An 18,424-nucleotide genomic window follows, 5' to 3' on the forward strand; every position below is an offset into this window, starting at 1 on the left:
TCTACCACAGCCCGTACCTAAGCCTAACCCAGTATTGTACTAGATAAAGAAAATGGGATACAATATCCTAAATCTAACATTTCAAGACGAGACGTAGAGGAGGCGGCGAGTATCCATGAGCAAAAAATTTGAACTACGCCTGGAAAGCCATGATTTAGATACATTGCACCTGAAAGTATGCCGCGTGCTGCGCGAAGCCATCCTGCGCGGACACTTTGAACCGGGGGAAAGGCTTGTGCAGGAAGAGCTGGCCAGCTCGCTGGGTGTAAGCCGCATGCCTATTCGCGAAGCGCTCCGCAAGCTTGAAACCGAAGGACTTGTCGTCATCGAGCCGCACCGGGGAGCCATCGTAAAATCGCTGTCGCTAGTAGATATCGAGGAAATATACGGACTGCGCGCCCAGTTTGAAAAGATGGCCGTCGAGCTCAGCGTGGAGCACATGCAGCCGGGGGACATCGAGGATTTGGAGCGCCTGGTCGAGCTCATGGAAGAGGCGACTGATCCCGGAGTGTTTGTCGAGCGAAATATCGAGTTTCACCGCCTGATGATCAGCCGCTGCTCGTGGAAGCGTCTGGTGGCCTTCATTGAAACACTGTGGAACGGCTTTCCCCAGCAAACGCCGCACATGCTGAGTGGACAGACGGAAAAATCAAATAAAGAGCATCGAAATATTTTACAGGCAATCAAACAACGCGATGCTGGGAAGGCAGGCAAGCTCGTCTATGACCATATTAGCCGCACAGGAAACAATCTCGTTGCCAGCTTGAAAGAGACGATGGAATAACATTCAACCTTGTTATGGTTGAATAAAATTCAACTCTGTTATGGTTGAGTAAAATTCAACCTTGTTGATCAATGATTGGCGAATCGCTATAATCAATGAGTGAACAACGGACAAAGGGGATGTTTGTCATCGATCTATCAGAAATTGGGAAGCGCATCAGGAAAGCAAGACTCAGCCAGGGCTTCACGCAGCAAGAGCTGGCCGATCGCTGCGGGGTTACCAAGAGTCTTCTCTCCAAAATTGAAAACGGTCAGACTGCTTCGGCTGTTGCGACGCTATCGAAAATTGCCGATCATTTGAAGACCCCTCTGGCGTGGTTTCTCGAAGAAAATCGCGAGGATCATCTGGTCCTGTCCCCGCAAAAAAAACGCACCTCCAAAATGGGCAGTAAGGAAATGGGCTATCTGTACGAAATACTAGCAAACCGTTCCCGCTTCAGCAAAATCGAGCCTGTGCTAGTCACGGTTCCGCTAGATATTGAAATGACAGAGCCATTCACTCATCCGGAAGAGGAGTTTATCTACATCGTAAGCGGCGCGATTATTTTGTATTACGATGGGGACAAGCACATCCTCGAGGAAGGGGACACTGCCTATTTTTCTGGCAGCAAGCCGCATATTTTCCTCCCGCACGGCGATCAGGAAGCAAAAGTGCTCAGCGTCTTTATTCAACCCTCCACGTAATCCTGCCTTCTAGGCTGCCTATCGTTCATTCTCTCATGCTCGTTTTTCCGCTCGTTTTCCGCTATTTTTACCGTACCTTTATCCGTGACAGGTACGGTAAAAGGGCCCCCACCACACACAAATCCAGTTATTCCCTTTCAAAAATGTCACAAGAAAATTTTGAATCATCCCCATTTACAGAGCAGGGCAACATGTAGTAGTATATGTTCATTCAACAAAGTTGAATATAGAGAAACAAAGACGGCGATAGGTGCTGTCAAACAAGTAAAAGCATGATTCTTCCTTGAACGAACAACGGGAGAGATTTGTGAACGTAAAGAAATTTGTAAGCGCTTCGTTTATCCAGCGCAAATATCCGGCAGCTCTTCGATACACTGACCACGAAAACAAGGGTCGCCTCTACTAAAGTGGAGTGGGCCTTGCCATTGTTTTCTGAAAGCGTTTTACAAATCGAGCGCTCGGTAAGTGGCGCATCGAAAGCAGCAGTGCCAGAAAAATCATCATAGAGTAGGAGAATGCACAATGAGTACGAGTCGCGTATCCGGTTTTTACAAATTATCGCCAGAGGAGCGTCTGAATCTGGTTGCAGATGCACGACAACTGAGCGCAGAAGACAAGGCAGTGCTTTCAGGGGCTGCTCCATTCCCGCTGAAAAGCGCTAACGCCATGATTGAAAATGCAGTTGGAGTCATGTCGATACCGCTCGGAATTGCCACGAATTTCAAGATTAACGGGGTCGATCGCTTTGTTACAATGGCGACAGAAGAAGCGTCTGTCGTTGCTGCAGCCAGTAATGCAGCGCGGACAACTTATGCACTGGGTGGATTTTTCACGTCACTTAGCGGATCGATCATGCGTGGACAGATTCAAGTCGTCGATTTGCCAGATCCGTACGGGGCTATGGCTCGCATTTATGAAAACAAGCAAGGAATATTGGATCGCTGCAATGCCAAAGACCCGACACTCGTATCGCTTGGCGGAGGAGCAATTGATGTAGAAGTACACGTGATCGAGCGGGCCAAAGAGCCGATGCTGATCCTCCATCTTTTGGTCGATACCCGCGATGCGATGGGTGCGAATGCGGTGAACACCATGGCGGAAGCGGTCGCGCCTTACATAGAAGAAGTAACGTCGGGGCGCGTCCTGCTACGGATTATCTCGAATCTGGCGGATCGTCGTCTAGTACGTGCCAGAGCTGTTTTCTCCACAGAGGAATTGGGAGGAAGCGAGGTCGTGCACAACATCATCCGTGCTTACGAGTTTGCGGAATGCGATCCATATCGCGCAACCACGCATAACAAGGGCATCATGAACGGGATTTCGGCTGTCGTGCTGGCGACTGGAAACGATACTCGTGCAGTAGAAGCGGGAGCTCACGCCTATGCATCTGTCTCTGGTCGCTACCGTTCCTTGACCCGTTGGGAAATCAATAAAGACGGAAATCTCGTCGGAACCATCGAGCTGCCGATGGCGGTAGGAATCGTAGGGGGAGCGACCAAATCTCATCCGAGCGCACGCATGGCGCTGAATGTGATGGATATCCAAAACGCCGAGGAGCTGGCCGGGACGATCGCCGCAGTAGGATTGGCACAAAACCTGGCTGCCATGCGCGCACTCGCGGCCGAGGGGATTCAAAAAGGTCACATGGCCCTGCATGCCCGTAATCTCGCCATGATGGCGGGGGCAGATGAAGATCAGATTGATCAGGTAGTAAAGCAGGCGATCTTGGAAAAGGACGTTCGCTACGATCGTATTTTAGAGCTGACAAAACAATTGCAGGCGGGGGTTGCGAATGAAAACTGAGATGGTCATGAAAGAAACGAAGGCGGACACTTCCAAACAAGAGTACATTGAAATTTTAGGAGACACGGTCGTTCCTTCGCGCATTCTACTGTCGGTCATTATCAGCATTATCGCAAGCATCGGCGGCTATTTTCTGGGGAAAAGCATTTTTCCCCAGATCGCTGAGGCGAAAATGGTGTCCTCATATTCCTTGTTGCTGGGGATTGGCGGGAGCGTGGTTGCACTCATAATCTGTTCCCGACTGTTCAAGCCAAGCCGGATTTTGATGGAAGAAGAAACCACCTCGGAAGGACTGGAAGAGATTTTACGCGATTTGCAAGCAGATCCGAGCTCCGAGTACGAGCTGATCAAAAATGACCCCGTGACGAAAAAAGAGATGGAAGAACTGGGGATTCTGGATACATTCAAGCGAAACGGGGAGCGATAAGCCAATGAGCGTATTGATGATTTCCATTTTATTTGCTTTAGCGGGTGCGCTGATCTTTACCTTGATCGGGTTAGTTTCGGGTACAGATGAAACCGCTATCATTGTTCCGTTTACGTTGCTAGTGATTTTGCTTGGTGCTCCGCCAGAAGCCGTCTTTTCCTTTTTTATGGCAGCGGTCCTTTCCAAGCATTTGACGCACGCGATCCCGACAGCTCTCATGGGGGTTCCAGGAGATACGACAGCGGTGCCACTCATTGATCACGCATCTGCCCTGCGCAGACTCGGAGTTCCTCATGTGGCTCTACGCAAAATGCTGTCTGGCGGCTTGATCGGCGCGTTTATCGCGTTGCCTACTGCTGTCTTGTTCGGGCAGTTTCTCGGGCAGTTTGCTGACTTTTTCAAATCCGCTTCGGGCATGATTTTTACACTTGCTGCGGTTTTGATTGCCTATTTTTCCAAAGGGAAATGGGTAAGCGTCCTGATGATTATTCCCTTCGCCTTTTTCATCAAAAGCATCGACACGTACAGCTTTAGCGTTGTAGAAAAGCACCTGAGCATCAGCTTCTTTTTAGGGATCGCGATCGGTCCGATGTTTTCCGATATTCTCGTGTCTTTGTCTTCAAGTGCGAGAAAGTCACTGGTGCGCTCCGCGCCAAAAGAGTATCATCTGGCGCCAGAGGTCAAAGGGTGGAGCGGGTACTTCCCGAATCCATTCCGTGTCTTAACCGGCAGGCAAACCGCCCACACAGCGGCTACCTCGTTCGTTTCGTCGCTGACGTTTGCGTTTAGTCCAGTAGGTATGACCTCGCTCATGGGAGAGATCGTCGGTTCCCGAAATAAAGGAGTTTACAAAAAGTCGACCTCCAGTCTGGCTGCGATGAACGGCGTAACGGAGTCCACCTATATCGCGGAGGCGATCATTCCGCTATTGGCGTTTGGTATTCCGCTTAGTCCGGTAGCACTTGGACCTGCTTCGCCATTATTTAATGCCCCACCTGTCTTTACGAGTGATCCGGTCAACAACCTGCACAATATGCTGACACCATGGGAGTTTTTCCTCTACGGTCTGATTGGCCTGGTCGTCGCTTCTGCTATCGCGTATCCGTTTGCGATGAACTACGCCCGTACCGCTACTGTGTTTGTCATGAAGCATATCAGCCAAGAAGCGATCGTAGGAATGTTTATCGGACTCGCATGCCTGCTCGCATTTCACGAGGCAGGGCTGGTAGGGATCATGCTGACTTTGACGATGGCTACAGTAGGCGGACTCTTGAACCGCGTATTGGGTGTGAGCTCGGGTGTGCAATTCATGATTTTTTACGGCTCCACATACATGATGACAAAATTGTTAGGGGCGTGATTCATAGGTGAGGATCGAACCGAGGAGCATAAGGGTCAAGGAAGTAGGACCCAGAGACGGCTTGCAAAATGAGGCTGTATTTGTGGATACGAATGACAAAATCGCGTGGATCAATCAGCTTTCCAGCACTGGCCTGTCGTATATCGAGATCACTTCCTTTGTTCACCCCAAATGGATTCCCGCACTGGCAGATGCGGTCCGGGTAGCGCAGGGCATCGAGCGTGTCCCAGGTGTAACCTATGCGGCGCTTGTCCCAAATGCCAGGGGATTGGAGAGAGCGTTGGCGGCCAATGTAGATGAGGTATCCATCTTTCTGTCTGCAAGCGAGGCGCATAACCGAAGCAATATCAATAAGACGATTCAGGAGACACTGCCTGTCCTCGGTGAGACGGCACACGATGCGCTGGCGGCTGGAAAAAGCGTTCGCGGTTATGTCTCGACCGTGTTTGGCTGCCCGTATGAAGGAAAGGTGCCAGTGGAAAATGTCATTCGGGTCACAGAAGCCCTGTTCGAGATGGGTGTAAGTGAGGTATCACTTGGAGATACGATCGGTGTCGCGAATCCGAGACAGGTGCAAGAAGTGCTGGAAGTCCTCCTGGGGCGCTTCGAAGCCAAGCGGCTGGCGATGCATTTTCACGATACCCGCGGCATGGCGATGGCGAATGTCCTGACGTCGCTCGCGATGGGGATGACGACTTTTGACAGCTCAATCGGAGGTCTCGGCGGCTGTCCGTATGCGCCGGGTGCATCTGGAAATCTCGCCACGGATGATCTGTTGTACATGCTGGATGGCATGGGGATGAAAACAGGAATCGATACTGAAAAGTTACGGGAAGCGGCATGCTTCATCCAGGAAAAAATAGGACGCCCACTGCCGAGTCATAACATGCAGGTATGCCAAGCATAGCAATAGAAAAATCCACGCTGAGTAATCAGGTGGATTTTTTCGTGTCCGACAAATAGGAAGAAGGTGATTAAACGTTTTGATTCGTGAGCTTTAAGACCTCCAAGAGGTTGGCTTTTCGCTTCGAGCGATCATGGAAAAAGTTGTTGCCCTCTATGCGATCCACATACAGGATTCCTTCCAAATGATCGATCTCATGCTGAATGCATCGTGCCAGATAGTCCTCTGCTTCGAGGATAAAGCTTTCCCCTTTTCGATTGTTGCTCTTTATTTTTACATAATGGGTTCGCTTGACGATCCCGGAATACCCAGGTAAAGACAAGCAGCCTTCTGGGCCAATTTGCTCACCGTGACTCTCCAGAATCTCGGGATTTATCAGCTCGATCAAACCATCCCCGCAATCCATGACGACAACCCTTTTCAAAATACCGATCTGCGGGGCTGCCAGTCCAGCTCTGCCTTCAGCGGCGTACAGGGTATCCACCATATCATCGACCAATTTCGCCAGTTTTTGATTGAAATCCACTACCGGCTTCGCGACCTTTCGAAGAATCGGATCTCCAAAAGGGACGATTGTTTTTTCTGCCATAGCTATCCTCCACTGGGTTAATTAAGCGCCTTTACATTTGGATGGGTATGGACCCATAAATCATTCGGGGTGCATTCCAGAGCGGTACATAAAGCATCGAGAGTGTCAGCTTTCATTTGTTTCGGCTGACCGTTGAGCAAAGCGCTGATCGATGGGGGGGAAATATCATAGCCAGCCTTTTCCTTCAACAGACGAGCGAGCGCTGCCCCGGACCAGATGTCTCTTTCAGCCATTACTTTTCGCAACATCCACACAAGCATGCCATTACCACCTTTCCTTGTCTCATCCACATGCATAATCGATTAGTTACTGACTAATAATTTTAGGTAATGCCTAATATAACGGATTGTATGAAAAAAGCAATAGCCTGATCGAAAGTGCTACACATTCATGTTTTTATCCGGAAAAGGTTTTTTACTGAATTTATATTTTTAAAAATTGATTGAAAATAAATACGGAGCTAAATTATAATGTGAATATAAAAGAAACAGTGGTTCTATTATAGAACCAGGAGGATAGAGATGACCCTAAAAACATTAGAAAAATCGCTTGAGTTATTGGAGCTCTTTACAAAAGAAAGAACCTCTTGGGGGGTACGCGAGATTGCCAAGGAACTAGACATAAATCATACGACCATCTATCGAATTTTGACTACTTTTGAACAAAAGGGTTATTTGATTCAAGACCACGAAACAAAGAAGTACGAACTGGGCATGAAGCTGTGGGAGTTCGGCCAACTGGTGGAAGACAAGCTCGGTATCTCTGAGTACATTTATCCCATTATGAAAACGGTTTCGGAGCAGACGGGGGAAACGATCTTTTTGACCTGGCTAAACGAAATGGAGTGTGTGCACGTAGAGATGGCAGAAAGCTCTCAGAGCATCAAGTTTTCTGTATCTGTAGGTAGCCGCACGCCGCTGCACGCAGGAGCCTCCAACACCGTAATCATGGCCCATCTGCCGAGAGCTCTGCAGGAGGAGGTCATAGAAAAAGGCCTGACGTCCCTTACAGAGCATACCGTTGTTGAAAAGGAAAGCCTGTACAAAAAACTGGATGAAATCAAGAAAAGAGGCTGGTGTTTCAGTGTCGGCGAGTTCGCAGACGAAGTATTTGGACTGGCTGTTCCGCTGTTTAACAAACGCAAAGAAATCGTCGGCTCAATGACGATTGCAGGACCAATCACTCGTACACCTGAGGGTGAACAACTCCTGGTTATGCTCTCTGCATTGCAGGAAGGGCAGCGGGAGGTCCAGCACTACTTGGATAAATACAATCTTAGCTACGTGTAATTCAGGCCAGCTTTTAAAGGAGGTGAGGAAGCAACACGCTTACCGGGGAGTATAGACAAAAGAGTGGATAGGAAGGTAGAGAACATAGCTGATACCGAACTGGGGGTGTAAGCATGGACAACATGAAAAAAGGTGAGAAAAAGCGACATCCACGAGCAGTAGAACCGTTTACCCTCTTATTGATTGTGATAACTTCAGTGATGGGTGCCGTCATAGGGATGCAGCTGATTGTAACGCTAGGAATTTCGGCGAATACAGCAATTATTGGTGCGTTATTGGCAATGGTGATCTCACGTATACCGATTGCGATTATGAAAAAATACCGCTCTGTTCATCGCCAAAATATTATCCAAACGGCGATTTCCTCAGCGACTTTTGGTGCAGCGAACAGCTTATTGATCCCGATTGGCATTCCCTATTTGATGGGAAAAACGGAGCTGATCCTGCCGATGTTGATCGGTGCGGCTCTGGCGATGTTTGTAGACGCATTTCTCATGTACAAGATGTTTGATAACAAAATCTTCCCTGCGAAAGGGACGTGGCCGCCTGGTGTAGCGACTGCCGAATCCATCATTGCGGGTGACCAGGGAGGAAAGCGGGCCAAATTTCTCGGATTGGGTATTGCAGGCGGTTTGGTCGGGTCGTTTCTCGGTGTTCCCATGTCCGCGTTTGGGGTAGCTTTTATCGGGAATTTGGCAGCCTTGACGATGTTTGGTGTAGGGCTTTTGATTCGCGCCTATTCCATTCCGATCGCTGGCATTGATTTGAACAAGCTGTACGTGCCGCATGGCTTTATGATCGGGGCGGGGCTGATGGCGCTGGTTCAGGTAACGATTCTGATCGCCAAGAAGAAGCAGCAGCCAACAGGTCACGCTCGCATGGAAAAGAACGAAATTTCCGTAACTTCCCAATCGTCTGTCAATACCGAGACGAAAGCAGACAAAGAAATCGGACGCGTGTTTGGAATCGGATTTTTGGCTTATCTGGTCGTGGCGCTGATTATCGCCATCACAGGTGGCATTCTCACGGATATGTCTTTGGGAATGTTCATCGGCTATCTGCTGTTTGCCGCATTTGCCGCATTCGTCCATGAATTGATTGTAGGGATTTCGGCGATGCATTCCGGTTGGTTCCCGGCTTTTGCCGTGGCGCTGATTACCTTGATTATCGGTATGCTGGTTGGTTTCCCGCCACTTGCACTGGCTCTCTTGGTCGGTTTTAGTGCAGCGACTGGTCCTGCCTTTGCCGATATGGGCTATGACCTGAAAACAGGCTACATCCTGCGCGGCAATGGAGAAGATATGGAATATGAGCTTGATGGAAGAAGACAGCAGTTCATTACAGCCATGATCGCATTCGGAGTTGCCACAATCGCTGTCCTGTTCGCCTACGAAGGCTATTTCAAAGCGAATCTCATACCGCCTGTAGATAAAGTCTACGTCGCCACGATCGAAGCGGGCGTCTCCGGAGATATTGCGAAGCAGCTTTTGATCTGGGCGATTCCCGGTGCGATTCTGCAATGGCTGGGCGGTCCGAACAGGCAGCTCGGCGTTCTCCTAGCGACGGGTCTTCTCATCGTGAGTCCTGCGGCAGGCTGGGCTGTGCTGGCAGGGATTGTGATCCGTTCGATCGTCCTCAAGTGGAAAGGCAAAGAGGCAGAGGTACCGATGAGCATTCTCGCGGCAGGCTTCATCGCCGGAGATGCGCTGTACAACTTCTTCAGTTCGATGCTGAAAATGGGCAAACAGTAGCGGCTTTTGGAAAGGAGAGAGGTAGATGTTTGAAGCGAGAAGAGAACGACTTGCGCAGCTACTGCAACAAGGTGGGACTGATGCTTGCGTCATAGTGCCAGGGCCCAATTTGTATTACTTTACGGGTCTGTCACTCAAGCAAAGCGAACGTCTCAGTCTCGCGATCATCACCAGGGAAAACCAGCTATTGTTCCTGGTGCCACAAGTGGAAGTGAGCAAGGTAGAGAAGCTAGCTCATGATCATCTGTTCTGGTACACGGACGAGCAAGGTCCTTTAAAGGCGCTGACGGAATTGATAAAAGCACTGGGCAAGGTCGACAGCATCGGAGTCGAGCATGGTCACATGCGCGTCATGGAGCTAAAAGCCGTAGAACAGCTTGGAGCTGCCGGATACATCGCCATAGACAACGCAGTTGACCAGCTGCGCGTCATCAAAGACCAGCAGGAGATCGATGCGATCCAGCGTGCAGTACGAATCGTCGAAGAAAGCTTTGAAGCTACCCTTCCCTCTATCAGGGAAGGAGTAGCAGAGCTTGAGATCGCGGCAGAGCTGGAATATGAAATGCGAAAAAGAGGCTCCGAAGGCACGCCGTTTGGCACCATCGTCGCTTCCGGTTACCGCGGTGCACTTCCTCATGGCAGGGCATCCGACAAGCTCATCAAGTCCGGTGAGCTCATCGTGCTCGATTTCGGTGCGTACTACCAAGGCTATGTGGCAGACATTACGCGGACCGTTGCCATCGGAGAGCTTGCTTCTGAACTAGCGAAGATTTACGAGATTGTGAGGCAAGCACAGCAGGCGGCAGTCGATGCCGTTCGCCCAGGAGTCACGGCGCATGAGATCGATGAAACGGCTCGTTCCATTATTCGGGATCGCGGCTATGGTGATTATTTTACACATCGCCTCGGCCATGGGATCGGCCTCAGCGGACACGAAGAACCGTACATGCGCCAGCAAAATCGATTGCTGCTTGAGCCCGGCATGGCATTTACCATTGAACCGGGGATCTATCTGCCGGACAAGGGCGGAGTCAGGATCGAAGACAATGTCATCGTCACAGAAGACGGTTGCCTCAATCTGATGACCTTGACCAAAGAGCTCATTTCACTGTGAAAGGAGGCGGGGACATGACTTTCATTTATTTGAATACCGCCGCGGCTTCCGTCCCCCCTCAGCCTGTGGTGGACACGATGGTCGCCTATTTACAAAAGACAGCGACTGTCGGGCCGTACTTGCCCGCATTCCGACGAGAAATTTATGCGAAGGTAGATGAGATTAGAAGCAGAGCCGCTGATTTCATCGGGGCGCGAAGCGAAGAGATCGCCTTTGCCAAGAACGGCACAGAAGGGATCAATTTTATTGCGAACGGTATCCAATGGAACGAGGGTGACGAGATCATTTTGGCGGATCTGGAGTTTCACAGCAACTACGTTCCTTGGATGAGGCTTGAGGCACTAGGAAAAGTAAAGGTCAAAGTACTCGCGACAGATGTCAGCGGGGTCATCACGACTGAGCAGTTGGGGCCGCTCATCACCCCGAGAACGAGGCTGATTACCGTCTCCCATCTCCCGAATGCTTCTGGCGCTCTCCAGCCTATTAAAGAGATTTGCCAGATGGCGAGTCGCCAGAGCATTTTAACATTGATCAATGCTTCGCAAACGCTTGGACTCGTCCCTCTGGATGTACGCGAACTGCCGTGCGATTTTCTCGTAGCCTGCGGCCGGAAATGGCTGCGCGGACCCGAAGGCTCTGGAATTGTCTTTATTCGCAAGCATCTCATTGAAAGCATCACCCCCACCTTTACCGGATGGGGCGGAACGACTTGGGATTTTCAGACGAACAAGATTTCTTTTCTCCCTACTGCCAAACGCCTGGAGGCAGGCTGCCCGATCATTCCTTCCATCCTAGGACTCGGTTCGGCTTTGGAATTTGCACAGGATGTAGGCGTGGACACGATTTACAAACGAGTCAAAAAGCTGACTTCCTTTACTTTGGAAAAATTGCGGGCCATCCCGGGAATCGAGATATACGGACCGATAGACGAGACAGACCGCCTGGCGATCATTCCGTTCAACATAAAAGGCGTAAGCCCAGATGAGATCACGTCGTTTCTGGAGCAGCACCAGATCATCATCGAAGCCGGAACGTTTATGGCTAATACATTATTGCAGCAGTATGGAATTGAAAGAATGGCAAGAATCTCCCCCCATTATTTCAATACGGAAGAGGAAATCGAGCGCACCACTGCGCTGATCAAGCTGATGCAGGAGAAGAGGTAGATATCTCCCCTGCATTAGCTCTTCTTTGGGCATAAAAATGAACCGGTGGTTCTTTATTGTAAACAAGAAAGGTGAGAAACGATGAGAATAGCAACCGATATTGGCGGCACCTTTACAGACCTGGTATATGTGACAGACGAAGGCGAATTTGGAATGGCAAAAGCGCACACGACCCCGCCACATTTTGAGCAGGGCGTACTGAATGTCATTGCCCAAAGCGGAATTCCGCCTGAATCGATCAAAATGTTTATCCATGGAACGACTGTTATCATCAATGCCCTGACTGAGCGAAAAGGGGTAAAAACCGGACTGATCACGACCAAGGGCTTTCGCGATGTTCTGGAAATCGCCAGGGGAAACCGACCTGACTTGTACAACTTCCGCTACCAAAAGCCGGAGCCATTCGTGGAGCGGTATTTGCGCCGCGAGGTCGAAGAGCGCCTGAATTACAAAGGGGAAATCGTCACGCCTCTGAATGAAGAGCAAGTGACAGAGATTGTCGCTTATTTCAAAGAGGAGCAGGTAGAGGCGATTGCGGTTGTCTTCCTGCATTCCTATGTGAATGCGGAGCATGAAAAGAAAACAGTAGAGCTGATCAACCGCTTGTGGCCGGAAGTATCAGTGACGGCTTCGCACGAAGTAACGAAAGAATGGCGCGAATACGAGCGAACGAGCACAACAGTGTTCAACTCCTACGTGCAGCCGATTGCTTCTTCCTATATTGACCGGCTCTACAACAAGCTGTCCGAGAGCCAAACGCATGGCAACAACTATATTATGCAGTCCAACGGCGGAACGACGACCTTTGAGCAAGCGAAAAAGACGCCGATCCACCTCGTCGAATCAGGCCCGGTCGCAGGTATTTACGGTGCAGCCGTCATTGGCGAGCTCATCGGTGAGCCAAACGTCATCGCTTTTGACATTGGCGGGACGACGGCTAAGTGCTCCTTGATCAGCAAGGGAGAAGTAAAGGTAACCACGGATTATTACATCGAGCGCTCTGACAAAGAAGCGGGCTATCCGATCAAGGTACCAGTCGTGGACATTGTGGAAATTGGAAACGGGGGAGGCTCGATCGCATGGATTGACCAGACAGGCTCGCTTCGTGTGGGACCGCAGTCAGCCGGTTCGGTACCGGGACCAGTCGCCTATGGCAGAGGGGGAACAGAGCCGACAACGACAGATGCAAACTTGCTCGTAGGCCGCCTGTCCAAAGAAAATTTTGATTACCAGGTCGATTTGGAGCAGGTAAAAACGGCAGTCAATGAGAAAGTCGCGCAGCACTACGGAACATCGGTCGAAGAAGCAGCGCTCGGGATCATTCGCATCGCTAACTCCAACATGCTTAATGCGTTGAAGCTGATCTCGATCCGCAAAGGATATGATCCAAGAGACTTTGCCATGGTAGCATTCGGCGGAGGTGGCTCCATGCACGCGGCTGCTCTGGCCAAAGAACTCGGTGTGAAAAAAGTGATCATCCCTGTAGCTTCGTCTGTGTTCTCTGCATGGGGCATGCTGATGACAGATCTGCGCCACGATTATATCCAGACCCATATCAAGCGCGTCCAAGAACAAAACTTGCCTGGCCTAAACCAGGAGTGGCAACGGTTGGAGGCGCAAGCAGCACAGCAGTTTGCAGAAGAAGGCGTGGCCGAGGAGCGGATCGTGTTTGGCCGGATCGCCGACATGCGCTATATCGGACAGGAGCACACGGTGAAGGTTCCGGTCCCATCCGGTGAATGGACGAAGGAGACACTCACAGACATCATGGCAAGGTTCCATGATCTCCATGAGCAAAACTACACCTTCAAGCTTGAAGGCACGACGGCTGAGATCGTCAACCTGCATCTGACTGCGCTCGGAACGGTAGACAAACCGGTGCTCAAAAAGCTGGATGCAGCGCCGGATGCGAATATGCCCGTTAGCAAGGAAGTCCGCCCAGTCTATTTTGAAGAGCAAGGCTGGCTGGACACTGCGATTTACTTGCGAGGGAAGCTCGGAGCCGGGGCACGAATCGAAGGGCCAGCGATTGTGGAAGAACGCTCGGCATCGACACTGCTCTATCCGGGGCAATGCCTGACAGTGGACGAATACGGCAATCTGATTATCGACACAGGGGTGAGCGCGTAATGGAACAAAAAACGGTGACCAAAATGGACCCATTCAGTCTGGAGATTATCAAGGATTCATTGAAAGCGATCGGAGACGAGATGTTTTATGCGCTCGCCCGCACCTCGATGAGTCCGATCATTTACGAGGTGCTTGACTACGCATGCGGCTTGACCGATGGCAAAGGACGTCTCGTCAGCCAAGGAAACGGCGTAACCAGCTTCATCGGAATGCTCAGCCCCATGGTTCAGCACGTCTTGGAGAAGTTTGACAACGGGAAAAAGCTGTCCCCTGGTGACATCATCATTATCAATGATCCATACGTCGGCGGAGGCTCGCACTTGTCCGATGTGGGTCTGGTCATGCCGATCTACTACGGCGACGAGCTGGTGGCATTTTCCGCAAACAAGGGCCACTGGACAGAAGTAGGGGGAAAAGATCCTGGCTCCTTTACGAGTGATGCCAACGAGATTTATCAGGAAGGCTTGCAACTGCCTGGCGTAAAGCTATTTGATAAAGGCATCGTGAACGAGGCAGTCGTAGAAATCATTAAAACGAATGTGCGATTCCCGGATTTGTCCCTGGGAGATATGTGGGCGCAGGCTGCTGCTCTGCGGACAGGAGAGAGACGCTTCCAGGAGCTGTGCGAAAAATACGGCAAGGACATGGTACTGGCCTCTGTCGATCATTTGATGGAACAAGGGACGCAGCTCGCGAAAAAAGAGTTGCAGCAGCTTCCCAAAGGTGCTTATCACGCAGAAGGCTACATGGAAGACAACGGAAACGGCGAAGGTCCTTACCTCATCAAGGTCGAGGTAACGATCACGGATGACCAGTTCATCTGCGATTTCCGCGGCAGTCACCCGCAGGTGCAGACACCAGTCAACTGCTCGTACTATGCGCTTCTCGCAGGTGTGCGCGCGATCTATTTGGCTGTCATCAAGCCGACGCAAAACGTCAATGAAGGCGTGTTCCAGCCGCTCACGATTATCACCGATGAAGGTTCGATCGTCTCAGCCAAGCGTCCGGCTCCCGTCTCGATCAACTGGGAGGCGCGTCTGGGCGGTGCCGATTTGATCTGGAAGGCACTCGCTCCGGTACTGCCTGATCGCCTGACGGCAGGACATTTGCTCTCGATCGCGTCTGTGGTTGTAAATGGCATTCATCCTGATCTGAATGAACCATTCCTGATCGTCGAGCCATCCGTTGGGGGCTGGGGTGCGGGTCAGGGACAAGATGGTCAGCGCGGTCAGTTTTGTATGGGAGACGGCGAGACCTACAATGTACCGATCGAGGTAGCTGAGACAAGATATGGAGTCATGGTAGACGAATACGGATTGCATTGCGATGGAGCGGGCGCTGGTGAATACATCGGCGGTTCGGGTGTGATTCGTTCTTACCGGGCGATGAGCGACAACCAGAAGCTGTCCGTCATCTTCGGACGCCATCATTTTGCCCCATGGAGCTTGCAAGGCGGAGAAGAAGGCTCGCCAAACTACGTTTTGGTGGAAAAAGCAAACGGACAGCTCGACGGACCATTTGGGGTAAGAGCCAGATATCCACTGCACAAAGGCGATGTGGTCAAGCTGTACACCGCAACCGGCGGAGGCTACGGCAATCCGTTTGACCGACCAGCGGAAAAAGTGGCCCGCGATGTGAAAAATGGCTATATTTCGCTGGGGCAGGCCGAAGAGAAGTTCGGTGTAAAGGTAGACGCGAAGACATTTGAGATAGTGGGACTGACCGAGCAGCGCGAGGGATAATCGGTTGCTAATATAAGAGAAGAAACGCAGAGAGGCAGCACAGAACATGGAGAGGATGTTCGATGCTGCCTCTGCTAGTTATGTTAAAATAATCCTTACCTGCTGTGAATAGCATATCACCGCGAGTGACCAAAATTTCATTACAGAAGAAGTGAGATGATCTTGAGTGAATGAAATAAAAGTTCTGGCTATTTCTGGGAGTCTACGTCAAAAGTCTTCCAATACAGCATTAATGAATGCAATCATCGGGCTAGCCCCGGAAAATATGAAATTTACCATCTATGGCGGATTAGGCGATCTTCCGCATTTTAATCCTGACCTCGATGTTGATGAAGGGCCTGCTTCAGTAAGGGAACTACGGACGCAGCTTAGGGAGGCAGATGGTGTGCTTTTATGTACGCCGGAATATGGGAACGGTGTGCCTGGTGTGTTAAAAAATGCTTTGGATTGGCTTGTATCGACAACTGTGTTCATGAATAAACCTACTGCGGTAATCAGTGCCTCGCCTTCTCCAATGGGCGGTGATAAAGCTCATGCTTCGCTTCTGCTTACACTTAAAATGATCCATGCAAAGATTGTAGACAGAGGAATATTGATCATACCGTACATCACTATGAAAATGAATAAAGGAGGGGCTATTACGGATAATGAACTAAAACAAGAGTTATTATCTGTGCTTCAAGAGCTTGAACAGGCTTGTTTCTTAAAACAAGAAGAAACTGGATCAGCTTGAAAGCCATAGCGGCGGGGTATCTCCTGCATGCGGCTGAAGACGATACGGACGATCTGTGGATCACGGAGCTGTGGGAGAGCCAGGAGGCGCACGCCGCTTCTCTGAAGAACGAGAAAGTACTCGAACTCATGGGGCGATGCCGGGATTTGATTGCGGGAGGCAGCGGCGTAAAGGTTCGGCCGCTCAGGGGAAAAGAGTTTTAGTGGAGGAGCTTGCCATGAGGCAGGCTCCTTTTTTCTTAGAAATGGTTTCTTATAGATAGTTCAATTTAGGCTGCTCTTTTGTCTGCCTGTCTATCAGACCCAACCCCCCTGATTCTCAGAACAATCGTCAGCAAAGCCAGCATCGCAAACAAAACCCCGCTCCAAACGAGCTGATGCACACCCCATTGCGAAATGAACCAGCCACCGAGCGCAGATCCAATCGTGATGCCCAGATTGGAAAACGAAACAAACAAGCTGTTGCCGAATTCCGGGGCGTCCTGGGCTTCGGTCATCAGCCAAGTTTGACTGACGATGAGTCCTCCCGAGTGAACGATTCCCCATATGAACACGACGCCTGTCATCCACAGAAAAGAAGGGCCTGCATAATAAACCAGTAAGTACACAACAGCATAGAGCAGCGGATACAGCACAACCGTTTTCGTCATGCTTTTTTGCAAAAACCCTCCAAACAGGAAGTTCCCCACTATCATGATCAGACCAAATGCCAGCAGCATGATGCTGATCCACGAACCGTTCATCTGTGTGACTTGTCCCAAATATTCGGCGAAGTAGCTGTACACAGAGAACATCGCCGCAAAAAGGAAGACGACAGTGGAGATTTGCAGCCATAGCCGGGGATTGCGGAGGATGCTAAGCTGCTTGCCATACGACATTTTTTCCGAAACAGGCATGGACGGGAGCCAGGCGCAAATTCCAGCAAAGGCGATCAGACTGATCACAGCGCCAAACAAAAAGGCTGCTTCCAAGGAGACTTTTTCAGCGAGATAGGAGGTCAGCGGGACGCCAAAAGCAAATCCGACCGTGATACCAGCGAATACTTGCGTGACGGCTTTACCGCTCTTTTCGGGCGGAACCAGTTTGGCGGCCGTCACCAGCGCAACCGAAAAAAAGACGGGATGAAACAGGGCAGGCAAAATGCGAAAAAAGAGCATGACCTCAAAGTAGGTCGTATATGCATAAACCAGATTGGAAATGGCGAAAAGAAGGACGGCTGTCAACAGAATGACTTTGCGGTTGATACCGGAAGCAAGCAGCGTCAAGAACGGCCCTGAGATCGCGACGACCAAGGCAAAAATGCTGACCAAGAAGCCTGCTTCGGCCGTTGTTACGCCAAATTTTTGGGTGATTTGGGGCAGGACCCCGACAATGCCCATCTCGGTTGTAATGATGCCGAATACACCTAATGCCAGCATCAAGATGAGCAGCGGACTTTTGTTTGTCATTTCAATTTTGTCTCCTATCCATGTAAAATACAATAAACCATATATCTAAATAAATAGATATGAAAAGAGAAAAAAAGGCCTCCTTTCTCTATTAGAGTTCGTTTTGGATGAACGCAGCAAATTCACTTATGGTCTTTTCGTTGCGACGGTAGAAGGTCCACTTCCCGATTCGCTCTGATTCCAGCAGCCCGGCATTTTGCATCGTCAGCAAATAGCACGAAATGACCGATTGGGCAAGCCCCGATTTCATTTGAATATCAGTTACACACACGCCCGTTTGAAAGCTGATTCCTTCCCTTACATAAGGCGTAACGTCGAAGTGATCCGCGGGATTCTTGAGCCATTGGAGAATTTGGCGCCTAGTATCATTGGACAGCGCTTTATAAATGAGTGTAGGTTCCATAATAGTTATTATATCTACTTTTATAGATTTGTAAATGTTGACTTGTGATCGGGAGCCATTTTCCCCCCGTGACAATTTAAAACCCAAGGGGTATCGTGG

Annotated in this window: 18 protein-coding genes; 14 read left to right on the forward strand and 4 right to left on the reverse strand. The window is 50.2% G+C overall.

Annotated elements, in window-relative coordinates; all coding sequences use genetic code 11:
* Positions 1–115 precede the first annotated feature (115 nt).
* The 6 genes from ACIFQN_RS01550 (at position 116) to ACIFQN_RS01575 (ending at position 5,964) form a co-directional block, all read left to right on the forward strand.
* Positions 116–784 (forward strand): GntR family transcriptional regulator, encoded by a 669-nt coding sequence (locus ACIFQN_RS01550; protein WP_429831253.1) that lies wholly within the window; start codon positions 116–118, stop codon positions 782–784.
* A gap of 95 nt (positions 785–879) precedes the next feature.
* Complete coding sequence (locus tag ACIFQN_RS01555) at positions 880–1,467, forward strand: helix-turn-helix domain-containing protein (protein WP_429831254.1); 588 nt, start codon at positions 880–882, stop codon at positions 1,465–1,467.
* A gap of 522 nt (positions 1,468–1,989) precedes the next feature.
* On the forward strand, positions 1,990–3,270 hold the full coding sequence (locus ACIFQN_RS01560) for a hydroxymethylglutaryl-CoA reductase, degradative (protein ID WP_429831255.1): 1,281 nt from the start codon (positions 1,990–1,992) through the stop codon (positions 3,268–3,270).
* On the forward strand, positions 3,260–3,697 hold the full coding sequence (locus ACIFQN_RS01565) for a hypothetical protein (protein ID WP_429831256.1): 438 nt from the start codon (positions 3,260–3,262) through the stop codon (positions 3,695–3,697). Before ACIFQN_RS01560 ends, ACIFQN_RS01565 begins: the two co-directional genes overlap by 11 nt.
* A gap of 4 nt (positions 3,698–3,701) precedes the next feature.
* Entirely contained in the window at positions 3,702–5,057 is a 1,356-nt protein-coding gene (locus ACIFQN_RS01570) for a tripartite tricarboxylate transporter permease (protein WP_429831257.1), read from the forward strand.
* A 13-nt stretch (positions 5,058–5,070) separates the two neighbouring features.
* A complete protein-coding gene (locus ACIFQN_RS01575; RefSeq protein WP_429831409.1) occupies positions 5,071–5,964 on the forward strand; it encodes a hydroxymethylglutaryl-CoA lyase in 894 nt (297 codons plus the stop codon).
* Positions 5,965–6,031: 67 nt separating this feature from the next.
* Here the strand turns inward: ACIFQN_RS01575 and def are convergent, their stop codons facing one another.
* Positions 6,032–6,550 (reverse strand): peptide deformylase, encoded by a 519-nt coding sequence (def, locus tag ACIFQN_RS01580; protein WP_429831258.1) that lies wholly within the window; start codon positions 6,548–6,550, stop codon positions 6,032–6,034.
* A 17-nt stretch (positions 6,551–6,567) separates the two neighbouring features.
* Positions 6,568–6,810, reverse strand: coding sequence for a helix-turn-helix domain-containing protein (locus ACIFQN_RS01585; protein WP_429831259.1), 243 nt, complete (start codon positions 6,808–6,810; stop codon positions 6,568–6,570).
* Between the two features lie 261 nt (positions 6,811–7,071).
* Here ACIFQN_RS01585 and ACIFQN_RS01590 point away from each other — a divergent pair, with 261 nt between their 5' ends.
* The 8 genes from ACIFQN_RS01590 (at position 7,072) to ACIFQN_RS01625 (ending at position 16,678) form a co-directional block, all read left to right on the forward strand.
* Positions 7,072–7,839: an IclR family transcriptional regulator gene (locus ACIFQN_RS01590; protein WP_429831260.1), complete on the forward strand. Its 768-nt coding sequence runs from the start codon at positions 7,072–7,074 to the stop codon at positions 7,837–7,839.
* 122 nt (positions 7,840–7,961) lie between these two features.
* A complete protein-coding gene (locus ACIFQN_RS01595) occupies positions 7,962–9,590 on the forward strand; it encodes an OPT/YSL family transporter (protein WP_429831410.1) in 1,629 nt (542 codons plus the stop codon).
* 25 nt (positions 9,591–9,615) lie between these two features.
* Positions 9,616–10,704 (forward strand): M24 family metallopeptidase, encoded by a 1,089-nt coding sequence (locus tag ACIFQN_RS01600; protein WP_429831261.1) that lies wholly within the window; start codon positions 9,616–9,618, stop codon positions 10,702–10,704.
* A gap of 14 nt (positions 10,705–10,718) precedes the next feature.
* A complete protein-coding gene (locus ACIFQN_RS01605; protein WP_429831262.1) occupies positions 10,719–11,870 on the forward strand; it encodes an aminotransferase class V-fold PLP-dependent enzyme in 1,152 nt (383 codons plus the stop codon).
* Between the two features lie 81 nt (positions 11,871–11,951).
* Entirely contained in the window at positions 11,952–14,000 is a 2,049-nt protein-coding gene (locus ACIFQN_RS01610; protein WP_429831263.1) for a hydantoinase/oxoprolinase family protein, read from the forward strand.
* Positions 14,000–15,742: a hydantoinase B/oxoprolinase family protein gene (locus ACIFQN_RS01615; protein ID WP_429831264.1), complete on the forward strand. Its 1,743-nt coding sequence runs from the start codon at positions 14,000–14,002 to the stop codon at positions 15,740–15,742. The genes ACIFQN_RS01610 and ACIFQN_RS01615 overlap by 1 nt, the downstream gene beginning before the upstream one ends.
* Positions 15,743–15,908: 166 nt before the next feature.
* Positions 15,909–16,475: an NADPH-dependent FMN reductase gene (locus ACIFQN_RS01620; protein ID WP_429831265.1), complete on the forward strand. Its 567-nt coding sequence runs from the start codon at positions 15,909–15,911 to the stop codon at positions 16,473–16,475.
* Positions 16,472–16,678: a putative quinol monooxygenase gene (locus tag ACIFQN_RS01625; RefSeq protein ID WP_429831266.1), complete on the forward strand. Its 207-nt coding sequence runs from the start codon at positions 16,472–16,474 to the stop codon at positions 16,676–16,678. The genes ACIFQN_RS01620 and ACIFQN_RS01625 overlap by 4 nt, the downstream gene beginning before the upstream one ends.
* Positions 16,679–16,743: 65 nt before the next feature.
* Here ACIFQN_RS01625 and ACIFQN_RS01630 read toward each other — a convergent pair whose 3' ends face one another.
* Both ACIFQN_RS01630 and ACIFQN_RS01635 read right to left on the reverse strand, forming a co-directional pair.
* On the reverse strand, positions 16,744–17,922 hold the full coding sequence (locus tag ACIFQN_RS01630) for an MFS transporter (protein WP_429831267.1): 1,179 nt from the start codon (positions 17,920–17,922) through the stop codon (positions 16,744–16,746).
* A 91-nt stretch (positions 17,923–18,013) separates the two neighbouring features.
* Positions 18,014–18,325, reverse strand: coding sequence for an ArsR/SmtB family transcription factor (locus tag ACIFQN_RS01635; RefSeq protein ID WP_429831268.1), 312 nt, complete (start codon positions 18,323–18,325; stop codon positions 18,014–18,016).
* Positions 18,326–18,424 lie beyond the last annotated feature (99 nt).

The sequence above is a fragment of the Brevibacillus sp. NRS-1366 genome, assembly GCF_050467985.1.